At 34.1% G+C, this 11,891-nt stretch carries 13 protein-coding genes; 1 reads left to right on the forward strand and 12 read right to left on the reverse strand.

The features are described 5' to 3' along the window. The first annotated feature begins 102 nt into the window (after positions 1–102). Positions 103–618: a flagellar FLiS export co-chaperone gene (locus HCW_RS03360; protein ID WP_014660816.1), complete on the forward strand. Its 516-nt coding sequence runs from the start codon at positions 103–105 to the stop codon at positions 616–618. Here HCW_RS03360 and HCW_RS03365 read toward each other — a convergent pair. The 12 genes from HCW_RS03365 to pssA form a co-directional block, all read right to left on the reverse strand. Further along, complete coding sequence (locus HCW_RS03365) at positions 615–1,610, reverse strand: HoxN/HupN/NixA family nickel/cobalt transporter (protein WP_014660817.1); 996 nt, start codon at positions 1,608–1,610, stop codon at positions 615–617. The two genes, HCW_RS03360 and HCW_RS03365, sit on opposite strands and share 4 nt — an antisense overlap. 76 nt (positions 1,611–1,686) lie before the next feature. Next, positions 1,687–2,358 (reverse strand): DUF3226 domain-containing protein, encoded by a 672-nt coding sequence (locus tag HCW_RS09085; RefSeq protein ID WP_014660818.1) that lies wholly within the window; start codon positions 2,356–2,358, stop codon positions 1,687–1,689. After that, positions 2,358–3,536 (reverse strand): AAA family ATPase, encoded by a 1,179-nt coding sequence (locus HCW_RS03375; RefSeq protein ID WP_014660819.1) that lies wholly within the window; start codon positions 3,534–3,536, stop codon positions 2,358–2,360. The genes HCW_RS09085 and HCW_RS03375 overlap by 1 nt, the downstream gene beginning before the upstream one ends. A 159-nt stretch (positions 3,537–3,695) precedes the next feature. Next, complete coding sequence (locus HCW_RS03380; RefSeq protein WP_014660820.1) at positions 3,696–4,280, reverse strand: restriction endonuclease; 585 nt, start codon at positions 4,278–4,280, stop codon at positions 3,696–3,698. A gap of 24 nt (positions 4,281–4,304) precedes the next feature. Next, entirely contained in the window at positions 4,305–5,000 is a 696-nt protein-coding gene (locus tag HCW_RS09705; RefSeq protein WP_014660821.1) for an HpaA family protein, read from the reverse strand. A 9-nt stretch (positions 5,001–5,009) separates the two neighbouring features. Further along, complete coding sequence (locus tag HCW_RS03390; RefSeq protein WP_014660822.1) at positions 5,010–6,659, reverse strand: ABC transporter ATP-binding protein; 1,650 nt, start codon at positions 6,657–6,659, stop codon at positions 5,010–5,012. A gap of 196 nt (positions 6,660–6,855) precedes the next feature. Continuing rightward, entirely contained in the window at positions 6,856–6,927 is a 72-nt protein-coding gene (locus HCW_RS09980; protein ID WP_155802293.1) for a Kazal-type serine protease inhibitor domain-containing protein, read from the reverse strand. A gap of 176 nt (positions 6,928–7,103) precedes the next feature. Further along, the gene (locus tag HCW_RS03395) at positions 7,104–8,252 is read right to left on the reverse strand and encodes a tetratricopeptide repeat protein (RefSeq protein ID WP_014660823.1); all 1,149 of its coding nucleotides are present in this window, start codon (positions 8,250–8,252) and stop codon (positions 7,104–7,106) included. A gap of 154 nt (positions 8,253–8,406) precedes the next feature. Beyond that, positions 8,407–8,628, reverse strand: coding sequence for a cation transporter (locus tag HCW_RS03400; protein WP_014660824.1), 222 nt, complete (start codon positions 8,626–8,628; stop codon positions 8,407–8,409). A gap of 59 nt (positions 8,629–8,687) precedes the next feature. Continuing rightward, on the reverse strand, positions 8,688–8,897 hold the full coding sequence (copP, locus tag HCW_RS03405; protein ID WP_014660825.1) for a copper-binding metallochaperone CopP: 210 nt from the start codon (positions 8,895–8,897) through the stop codon (positions 8,688–8,690). Beyond that, positions 8,898–11,135 carry a heavy metal translocating P-type ATPase gene (locus tag HCW_RS03410; RefSeq protein ID WP_014660826.1) on the reverse strand — a complete coding sequence of 746 codons (2,238 nt, stop codon included), beginning with the start codon at positions 11,133–11,135 and terminating at the stop codon, positions 8,898–8,900. Between the two features lie 26 nt (positions 11,136–11,161). Further along, positions 11,162–11,869 carry a CDP-diacylglycerol--serine O-phosphatidyltransferase gene (gene pssA / locus HCW_RS03415; RefSeq protein WP_014660827.1) on the reverse strand — a complete coding sequence of 236 codons (708 nt, stop codon included), beginning with the start codon at positions 11,867–11,869 and terminating at the stop codon, positions 11,162–11,164. Between the last annotated feature and the right edge of the window lie 22 nt (positions 11,870–11,891).

Consider the following 11,891-nt stretch of genomic DNA (forward strand, 5'->3'; position numbering starts at 1 on the left):
TTATATTATATCCAAAAACAAATTTTAAGAAGATTAGGTAAACACAGACAAATAGGAACGAAAAATGCTTATAGACCATTAATTTTATCTAAAGGGTTTTTTATGGATATTTTAAAAACTTTTCAAAAGCATTTGGGTGATGTTGAGATAGGCGATTTTCAAACCAATGGACTAGAAAAATCTCAAAAAATTGCAAAATTCAGTAGAGATATGAAAAATGTTAATGAGAGTATAGGGGCATTACAAGTTTTACAAATCGCTTGTAAAAAGCTCTTAAATAAGAGCATGGGTTTAGAAGATAAAGACGCTTTGCAAACTTCTATCACTCAACAAGAATTACAAGAAATTGTAGAAAATTGCCAGTTTTTAGCATCGCCCTTGTTTGATACTGAGCTAAACATTAGCATTAATGATGAAGTGTTTTCAATTATGGTAGCTAATCCTTTGAGTTTATTAGAAAATGCAAGTGAATTTCAGGCTTATTTAGAAGAAAAACTCAATGAAATTAAGGAAATGTTAGGCTATTTGAGTGAAAGTCTTTCAAACGCTCAAACCTTTATGCCAAGTTTTTCAAACAACCGCTTTAAGGATTTGTTAAGTGATAATCTAAGGGCTTAACGCTCTAATTGAGAAATTTTAAATTTCCATAAGAGATATGAGCCTAAAAACGCTATAACAAATAAGCCTACTAAATAGTAGCCTAAATCCCCAAACTCTAAATTTTGTAAAAAATTGAGTAAAGGGTTTTCAAAAGTAATATGCAATTTTTGTGTGCTAACCTGAAATAATTCTACCAAGCCTATACCTAGAGCGATAAACACGCTTAAGGCTGTGATAGAGATGTTGTAATAGATTTTTCTTAAAGGGGTTTTGAACGCCCAGTCATACGCCTTAAGCATGAACGCTCCATCTAAGGTGTCAAACAAGCTCATCCCAGCAGCAAAAAGAATAGGTAAAGAAAGCATGCCTACCACACTCACTTTAATCGCACTACTTGATAGGGCGAGAAGGGCGATTTCACTTGCCGTATCAAAACCTAACCCAAAAAGAAAACCGATAGGATAGATATGCCACGACTTAGAGATGAAATTAAATAAGGGCTTAAAAAAGCGATTGAGTAAGCCCCTACTAGCTAAAAGGCGTTCAATCTCTTCATTTTGTTGCTCATTCAAGCTTTCATTAGAGTGTGATTTTTTAAAGATTTTTAATAAATCCATTAAAATAATGGCGTTTAATAGTCCCATAATAAGTAAAAATATCCCAGAAACCAAAGTCCCCACTACCCCACCCACTTCTTCTAACATCGGCGTATGCTCCTTAGCCCAAGCAATCGCAAACGCACTAATCGTTGTCATTAAAATCACCACACTTGAATGTCCCATAGAAAAGTAAAATCCCACCCCATAGGCGTTTTTACCCTGTTGAGTGAGCTTTCTAATGGTGTTATCTATACAAGCGATATGGTCAGCATCAAAGGCATGCTTTGCCCCTAGCATGTAAGCCATAGACGCCGCAGCATAGAAAGTGGCGTTATTAGCCATAAAAAGCAAAATAAAACCTAAGAGATGTAAAAACACAATCGCTAAAAAATAAGGAAACCACAATTTCACAGCACACCTTTTTGTAAAAATAAGATTTTTGGAACAATTGTAATATGTTTTATTAAATTAGAAAATTTTTGAGGATTTATTTTTTAAGCTTGGCTATTTGTTGCTTTAAAAAATCTTTAAGGGGATTGAGAGAGAGTGAATTAAAATCAAATAGGTTCTTAAAACGATTAAAAATATCTTTATCTTCAACTTTACCCTCTCTTGTAATAACTTTGTCAAAAATGAACTCTTTTGTGTAGTAATCTTGTAGTTTAAGTCCCCTTAAATATGCATAAACCTTATCTTTTGCACTTAATTTAAAATCTTTAGAGCTAAAATGGTTGTTAAAGCATGTTTCATAACAAACAAAACAATTTTCAAATTTCTCGTGTTTAGGTTTGATAGTAAGTAGCAACAAGGTTTCTAGCTCTTCTTTTTCTTCTTGTTTGTTTTCTTTCCGCTGTTTTATATTATATGGAAATAGAAAGATATTTTCATCTGAAATTTCAATGCCTTCAAGCTGATTTTTAATTTCTTGTTGGCTTTTTTCAAAATCCCTATCAGCATCAAAACAAATGAGAAAATCTTCATAATCGTTGTGTTTCTTGTTTATGATTTCTTCAATATCCCCTTTATTGTTTTGTAATTTATTTTTACCATTCACATTTCGTATTTCAAAATACTTCAAATAGTCCCAATCACACAACCACAAGCCTAAAAAATTTACATCACTTTTTCCCTCTGCATAAATTAATATTTTTTTGCCCATCAAGGTTTCTCCTTATATTTATCAGAGCCTCCAAAAAGATTTACCTCATTAATGAAATAAGTAGAAAGAGCCTCACCATAGTAAGTTTGTGAAACAATATCTTGACTATTTTCATTTTTATTTTTCAAGCAAAACAACTTAGTTTCATAGGCAAAATCTTTTTCTTTAATAACTTGGTCTAAAATTTCTACAAATTCTTGGCTGTGGGTAGTCATAAAAACTTGTAGATTATTGTGCTTTTCATCTTCTTCACCATCTTTTTTCAAAAAATCAACAACATGCTCCAGTAGCAATCTCATGGTAGAAAAATGCAAACCATTCTCTACTTCATCAACACAAATAACTTTTGCATTATTGACAATAAGAGCACTCATAATATGTAAATATTTGATAAAGCCATCACCAAAAATAGATAGTGGGGCTTTTTCTTTTTCTATATTTCTTACTTTTAGTTTGAGTTGGTTATTCGCACTAAAGCTAATAGATTGAATGTTTTTATTGAACTGACTAAGGCTTTTATTCAGACTTTCTTCTTGTTGATTGTTATCGCAAATTTTACGCACTGCCTGAATGGTGTTAGGGTTCATAGCATTTTGTTTACGAGCGACATCGCTAGGCGTTATAATGGTAGCTCTTTGAAATGATGAAAGTTCTCGTAATTGATTGGGGTTAAAATTAGGAAACTGCCTATTGTAGCTTGGCTGATTAGGAATTAATGGAAAATTGGGAATTTTAGCAATATTTAAATTATCTTTATAGATTTCTTTATTATTTTTTTTAAGTGCGAAGTTGAGCTGAGAGAATGCTTGAGCATATTCTGTTGTAGGTGTTATTTGTGATTCTATCACTCTTTGGTTTTCATTGGAGACAAGTTCTATTTGTAAGTCTAAGGTTTGGTTGTCTAAAGTTGTTGTGATTTGTATTTTCTTACTAGTGTCTAAGCCATAAAAAATTAAGTTTGCTGAGTCTGTTGTTAAAGGTTCTTTGCGTATGTTGTCATAAATTTCTGTTATATTGGCACATGGATGCATATCTTTGCCCACTAAACAATACAATGCCTCTAATAAATTAGACTTGCCCACATTATTTTCACCGGTAATAATGTTAAGCTTAGTAAAGCCCTCAATTTTAGTGTCCTTAAAATTCTTAAAGTTTTTAATGTGAATAGACTGAATCATTGAATTTTATCCAAGTAGAAATTTGTATTAAATCTCTACATTATAACATATTGAGTTAAGATAAAGGCAACGTTCGCTGAAGGGAGCGAATAGGTATGTTGATTTTTATTTTATGGATTTTTGAGAATTAGAATCAAAAAGCAAATTACCTTTATTAGACTATACTTGTGTGCTTAAAAACCTAACCCACTCATTTCTGTCAATTAAAAGCACTTCATTAGCTTTGGCTAAATTTTTGGCTGCTTGGGTGAAGTAGCTATTAGTAATCACACAAGCTTTTTCGCAATGATAGTAGGCTTTAGAAGAGACCACTTCTTGAATGGCTTTAGGCGAGACTTTGTGCGAATAGCGTTTGGCTTGAACCACCCATTTAACGCTATCTTTTTCTATAATCAAATCCGCTCCATAATCGCCACTTTTTTGAGTTATCTCCACTTCAAAACCCTTTGAAGTGAAAAATAGTTTGGAATATTCTTCAAACTCAAAGCCATTCATGGTGTCTATTTTCTGCAAAATGCGTTTGAGTTTTTGTTTCTTATACGAAGTTACGATACCTTGAAGGAACACAAGAATTGAAAAAACACCCAAAATAATAAGCAATTTGAGAAGTAAATCATTAGCTGAGGTAGCGAGCTTAAATTCTAAAGATTTTTCTAATAAAACATTCCAAGAGAGATAAATCCCCAAGCTAACAATAACAACAAGAAAAATAGTTTTTAGTTTTTTGGTATTTTTATGAGACATAGAAATAGCTTGATAGATAAAAGGCTAGAGCCAAAGGGTATCTTTTGTAGAAGTGTTTTTAAGGCGCTCTTCTAAGCCTTTCATTAAGTCTTGGTAGATTTTATTAAGCGCTTTTATGATAGCGTCATTATAAGCTTTATTATCTTCAGCAGGTTGTGCTAAATCATCTAAATGATTAGCGTATAAAATAGGGACTTTAAAATGGGTTTTTATAGGGGTGCTTAAAAAACTGCAAGCAACTTGGGGGGTGCATTCAGCTTGTAAATTAGCCTTGATAATAAGTAAGCGTGCTACATTTCTAGGATTTATGGTTGGCATAATAGTGTCTTTAAGTTTTTCTTTAATTTCTTTCAAATCATTAGGCACTTCTTCAAAAGAGATTAAAACATTGCCTATAGGGCTAATAAAAGTGTCATTGGATTGAGTTTGCGTGTGAGAAGTTAGGTTAATTTGATAGCCTTCTTTTTCTAAAAAACTAGCAATTTGCTTTTCTATAGCCTTTTTAAATTCATCTTGATAGAAATGAGGGACAAAACGCTTGTTAAAAAAGATTTTAGGTGCATTAAGAGTTAGGGTAAGTTTGGGGGTATTTGATGGGGTAGGGGGATTTTGAAGGGTTTCTTTATACTTTAAGTCTAAAGAAGTATAGCCTAGCCATGCGTTATGACAGCCAAGCATTCCTAAAATAATAGCGTTTAAAACAAACCCCTTAAAAAACATACGCCTCCTTTAGCATTCTATCAATTTTCCATGCTCTAATTTCACATGCTTAGTGGCTAATTCTAGCGTGCTTGGGTTGTGCGAAATCAAAATAATCAAGCGATTTTCTCTTAATTCTAAAATGCTTTGCTTAATGCTCTCTTCGGTTGTGCTATCAAGAGCAGAAGTGGCTTCATCAAAGATTAGCACTTGAGCGTCTTTGTATAAGGCTCTAGCAATGGCGATTCTTTGGCGTTGTCCCCCACTAAGATTGGTGCCAAATTCATCTAAAATACTTTCTATACCATAGGGTAATTTTTCCACAAAATCTAAAGCTTGAGCTTTTTTCAAACACTCTTTGATTTTTATTGCATCAATTTCTAAACCATACGCCACATTTTCAGCCACACTCCCATTAAAGATAAACACCCTTTGAGTTACAATGCTAATCTTTTCTCTTAAAGATTTTTGAGTGATACTCTCTATTTTCTTGTCATTGATTAAGATTTCGCCCTTGCTTGGTTCATAAAGGCGTAAGATTAAATTCACAAGCGAACTTTTGCCACTCCCACTTTCACCCTTTAAAGCAATGATTTCATTTTGTTGAAATTTCAAGTTAATATCGCTTAAGGCGTAACGTTTTTCATTTTCATAAGCAAGCCATACATTTTTAAGTTCTATAGTGTGTATGGCGTTATCTAACACAAGCTCTCCATCAATAATAGAAGGCTCTCTTTCTAAAATTTCATGGACTCTATCGCTTGCTACTAAAGCTTCTTGAAAATTAGAAATAATCCTAGTCAAACGCTTGATGGGAGTATAGAGCATAAAAAGAGCGGTGATAAAAGAAAAAAACGCCCCCACACTAATCTTGCCACTAATAACTTCATTCCCCCCTAAATAAATCACTAATGCTATAGCAATGGAGCCTAAAAACTCCATTAAAGGCGAAGAGATTTCAGCCACGGCGATATTTTTGATACCGATTTTAAAAAACGCTTCATTTTCTTTCACAAAAGCCTTATGCTCTAATCTTTCGCCATTAGAAATTTTAATCGCTTCTACATTGTTAAAGACTTCGCTTAAGCGTGCCGTGATTTTAGCGTTACTCTCTTGGTTAGCTTTAGCAAGTTTTTTAACCTTACGAATGATTTTACTAATAGGAATGGCAGCTAAGGGCATAATCACTAACCCCACTAACGCTAATTTTGGGCTTTGATAAATCACCACACCTACTAATCCTATAATTGTTAACCCCTCTCGCACGCTTTCTGAAAGATAATTTGACAAACTCGCTCTAATTAAACCTATATCATTAGTAATTCGTGCGATTAATTCGCCCTTTTTAGTCCTATTGAAAAAATCCATTTCCATTTTTAGAAGGCTTTCTAGCATAGCGTTGCGTAATTTTTTGATAATATCAAGCCCGATGAAGTTAGTAAAATAAGTGCCTAGATAAATGCCCCCACTCTTACCAAAATACGCCAAAATCACTAAAAAAGGTAATACTTTTAGCATTTCAACATCTTTATTGATAAAAATATCATCTAAGGTGGGTTTGACTAAATAAGTCCCCCATGCCGTGCTTAAGGCTACAACGATTGAAGAAAATAAAACAATTATAAAGCTTTTATAATGCTCTTTAAGATACTTAGAATAACGCTTGAAAAAGAGTTTCAAATGCTTGACCTTTGAATTTGATTAAACTTGTATTATAGTATTTATTGAGAGATTTTTTGGCATTTAGTTAAATAATCAAATAACCAAGTGGTTGGCAATGTATTAGCTTATGTTGTGAGGGGGAGACAAATAGGTTATTTGTAGTATTTTAAAATCATTTATATATTTTATAAAAGTATTTTGCTTGACTTTAGTTTTAGAGCTTGCATAAATTCTTGTATATCTTATTATTTGTGCCACATATTTGCTTGGCATAACTTTTGAACAATGAAAGCTCGTGTCAGTCTTATATAATGTTCTAAGTTTTTTTAGGATTTAGAACACTTTAATTGGTTTCAATCATTTAAGAGTAGGAGGGGTATAAAAGTTTTGGCTAAATTCATCTTAAAAGATGAATTTAGTTTTGTAATCTCAAATAGCTAAAGAAAATTATAGCTAAGGGGTTTATTTAGCTAATCTTTCATGTTTTTTGCAACCCTCTTTAGAGCCTAAATCACATGCTTTTTTGAAAAAGGCGGCTGCTTGGTCATCATCTTTTTTCACATTCTTGCCCTTTTGATATAGATTACCTAAGTTATTGCAAGCATCCTTATTTCCAAAATTACAAGCTTTTGCATAGAGAGCTACAGCTTGTTCGTAGTCTTTAGACACACCTTGCCCATTAGTATACATTACGGCTAGATTGAAACAACCGGTTCCAAAACCTAATTCGCATGACTTGGTGTAAAGGGTAACAGTTTTAGCAAGGTCTTGAGATACAAATTGTCCGCTTTGATACTTGTCGCCTAAAGTATTACAAGCGCTACCATTTTTTAAAGTGCAAGCTCTTTTGTAGAATTCAACCGCTCGCTTGTCATTTTGTGGCACACCTTGTCCGTTAGTATACATAATGCCTAGACTATTACATCCATTTCCATTATTTAGGTTACATGATTTTTGATAAAGTTCTATGGCTTGTTTATTATCTTTAGCCACGCCTCTTCCATTAGCATACATAACACCTAGGTTATTACAGCCATTGCCATCATCTAAACCGCATGCTTTTTTATAAAGAGCTACTGCTTGACCATAGTCTTTAGACGCACCTTGTCCATTTTGATACATAATGCCTAAATTGGTGCATCCACTTCCAATACCTAATTCACATGCTTTTTTGTAGAGGGTTACAGCCTTTTCGTAATCTTGCGCTACACCTTGTCCATTTTGATACATGCTAGCTAGATTGCTACAACTATCTCCAATTTTTAAATCACAAGCTTTTTTATAAAGGTCTAAAGCCTGCTTATCATCTTTAGCTATGCCTCGGGCGTTAGCATACATCACTCCTAGATTGTAACAACTATCTCCAACACCTAAATCGCATGCTTTTTTATATAGAGCCACGGCTTGCTCATAGTCTTTGGACACGCCTTGAGCGTTTTGATACATGACACCCAAATTGTTACAAGCGCTACCATTTCCAGCATCACATTGCTGTTTGAGTTCATCAGGATTTGGAGCACTAGGGGTATCTGCCATAGCAGAACTGATACATAGACTACCTGCTACTAATGCTCTCAATAAAGTTTTATAAGAGATAAAATTTTTCAACATTGAAAATTCCTTGATGTTAGAGTTAAGCATAATAAAACGAATGTAGATTATACTATATTTTAGTCTCTAAGTGCACTTATGGTGGAGTTTTTGTTTCATCTATTAAAGCAAGATACACAACATTAAGAAAATTAGTAATCTTTAATAAAATGACCTAAAAATCATCGCTAACATTTGGCATAGCCTCATAACCAGCATCTTTAATGGCATTTTCAATTGCTTTGGCATTTGTCAAGCTAGAAAATTCCACAAGAACGGTTTTCTTAGAGGTGTTTACATTGATATGATTAATACCACTTAATTCACCAATATAGCTTTCTAATTTTTCTACACATCTTTTACCAACAATTGTAGGCACAAAAAAACTTACTCTCATACGCTTCCTTTTTACTAGATTTAAATTCTAAAATTATGTGGATTGCTTTTTTTAAGATACTAATCCACAACTTCTTGCCCCGCATCAAGCAAGGCTTCTTTAATCGCATTTTCAGTGGCTGGGGCATCAAACTCTACGCTTACACTTTTTTCTTCAATGCTTACATCAATCAAGCTCACGCCTTCAATTTCACCTACAAACTTCTCAATCTTATCCACACAATGCTCGCAAGTAATGCTTGGCACTTTAAAAATAACCTTTGAACTCATTTAACTATCCTTAATTTTAAATTTTCTTAGCCTTTGGGCGTTTAAGACCACACTTACAGAGCTTAAACTCATCGCTAGACTTGCTAACATAGGATTTAGCATAATATCTAGTTTATAAGCGACTCCACAAGCTAAAGGGATAAATATGCTATTATAGCAAAAAGCCCAAAACAAATTTTCTTTAATATTCTTAATCGTTGCTTGGCTTAATTTAATCGCACTATAAACAGATTTAATATCGTTGTTAAAACTTACAATATCAGCGCTTTGAACACTCACATCACTTCCTTTAGCCATAACAACTGCCACATCACTTATGGCAAGGCTTGGGGCATCATTCAAGCCATCGCCTACCATCATAACAATTTCACCCTTTTCTTTAAGCTCTTTAATGGTGTTGAGCTTGTCATCTGGTTTTGCGTTAGCCTTATAACTATCTAGTCCTAAATCTAGGGCGCATTTTTTGACATTTTCTTCATTATCCCCACTTAAAAGCATGGTCTTTATGCCTAAGTTTTTAATGCTTGCTAGATGTTCTTTGACTCCCACTTTAGGTAAGTCTTCTAAAACAAACGCTCCCAAAAGCTCATCTTCATTTTCACTAATGACCCTACCTACAAAAACTAAAATCCCCCTTTCTGTAATTTCTAGGGTGTTATTAGGTTTAAAGAACTCGCTATTACCCACTTTTATCATCTCTTCAACGCCCTTATAATCCATTTTAGCACTGATACCAAAACCGGTTTTGACTTTGACTTCTTGAATCTCTTTTAAAGGGGTGTTATGGTTTTTAGCGTATTCTACAATACCCTTAGCAATGACATGTTCGCTACTGCTCTCAATGCTTAAAGCTAGGCTTAATAAATCTTGTAATTCTATGTTTGGACTTAGGATAACTTCCTTGACCATAGGTTTGCCATTAGTGAGTGTGCCGGTTTTATCAAATACAATCATGCTAACTAGGCGCACTTTTTCTAAGCTTGGAGCGTTTTTAAAGAATAGTCCTAAGCTACTAGCCTTTTGATTAGCCACTAAAATACTCATAGGTGTTGCTAAGCCTAAAGCGCATGGGCAAGAAATCACAAGAACTGCAATAAATACTTCCAAAGCCATGCCAAAATTACTCCAAAAATCAGGCTTTGGTGCGATTATGAGCCACACGATAAAAGCAAGGCTTGCAATCGCTATAACACTTGGCACAAACACGCTTGAGACCTTGTCTGCTAGGCGAGAAATCTCTGCCTTAGAATTTTGAGCGTTATTGATAAGCTCTATGATTTTAGATAGGGTGCTATTTTTATTAGAATGCGTAGCTTTGATTAAAAAACTCGTGTGGCTATTAAGAGTGCCTGAAAAGACTTTATCACCGACTTTTTTATAAATAGGCAAGGCTTCACCTGTAAGCATACTCTCATCTAATTCGCCTTCGCCCTCTATGATTTCGCCATCTATGGGAATATAACTGCCGGGTAAAATCTTTAAAATATCGCCTACTTCTATGCTATCTATTAAAACTTCAATTTGATTATCATTTTCTATTTTTAGCGCTGTTTTTGGGGCGTTTTTCATCAAGGCTTGCATAGCATCTAAAGCTTTATCTTTAGAAATATTTTCAATGCGTTTGCCAATCATTACAAACATTAAAATCACGCATACGCTCTCAAAATAATAATGCGTTTCATTGAGATTTTGTTGGTATGCAAGGTATAGGCTATATAGGCTGTATAAAAACGCAGAGCTTGTGCCTATGGCTATAAGGCTACTCATGTTGGGTTGTTTGTGCCATAGGGCTTTAAAACCTTGAATAAAGAAATCTCTTCCAAAGTGCATAACAATCAAAGTCCCTACAAGTTGCAAACATGCGTTTAAAAAGCTACTATGATTATCACTTGTGAGTAGATTGCTAGGTAAAAGGTTGGGTAAGAGCATAGCACCCATAGAGAGATATAAAACAAAAAGCGTAAAGACTATAGTTCCTAGTAGTTTGGTGGTGGGGCTTAAAAATTCTTTTTTGGAATTTGATGCTAAGGTCTTTTTGGGGCTATAACCTAGTTTTTCTACAAGTTTAAAAATCTCTTCTAAAGAGCTTTTATTTTCATCAAAAGTAACGCTCGCACTTTTACTTAAGAGATTAACTTCTATTTTTTCAATAAAACTTTTGCGTCCTAAAGAGCGTTCAATTCCGCTAGAACAAGCCGTGCAAGTCATACCTTCTATATAAAAAGTTTCTTGTTTCATATCTAATCCTTTTTATATTTTAACCCTTATGTATTGCGTTTAAAAATAATTTTTACCATTAAGCAAACCCAGCGTAAAATCCCATAGAATAAATAAACAAGCATAAACGCACTTAATACCTCTAGGGGGCGCACAAAAACGAGCAATAGGAAAATCAACACTAAAATAAAAAGCTTGAGATTCCATTTGACTTTTTTAAAATTAGGGTAGCGGATATTGCTTACCATAAGCACCCCTAGTAAGACAATATAGGCTAAGAAAAACTTTATCCACAATTCTTCTAAAAAATGATATTTATTATCTAGCAATACTCCAAGCACCACCAATACCGCTGCTGCAGGAATAGGAATACCTATGAAAGAGTAGGGGTCGCTTGTGTTAGTGCTAATATTAAATCGTGCAAGGCGTATCGCTCCAAAAATCACAAATAATGCACTCACAGCCATACCGATGCGTCCAAAGTTATGACCCATATAAAAATAAGCAATCATGCTAGGGGCTACTCCAAAAGCGACCACATCAGCTAAAGAATCAAATTCTACGCCAAATTTGCTCGTGGTATTTGTAAGTCTTGCTACACGCCCATCAAGTCCATCTAAAATAAGGCTTGCTACAACAAGCCAACAAGCCATAACAAATTCTTGACTTGAGGCATAGAACATGCTCATCACACCTAGAAAAATACTACTAGCAGTGAAGAGATTGGGGAAGAGATAAAGGGGTTTAATAGGCATTAGTATATCCCTTGCATTTCAT

Origin of the sequence: Helicobacter cetorum MIT 00-7128 (assembly GCF_000259255.1) — a bacterium.
GTDB lineage: Bacteria > Campylobacterota > Campylobacteria > Campylobacterales > Helicobacteraceae > Helicobacter > Helicobacter cetorum_B.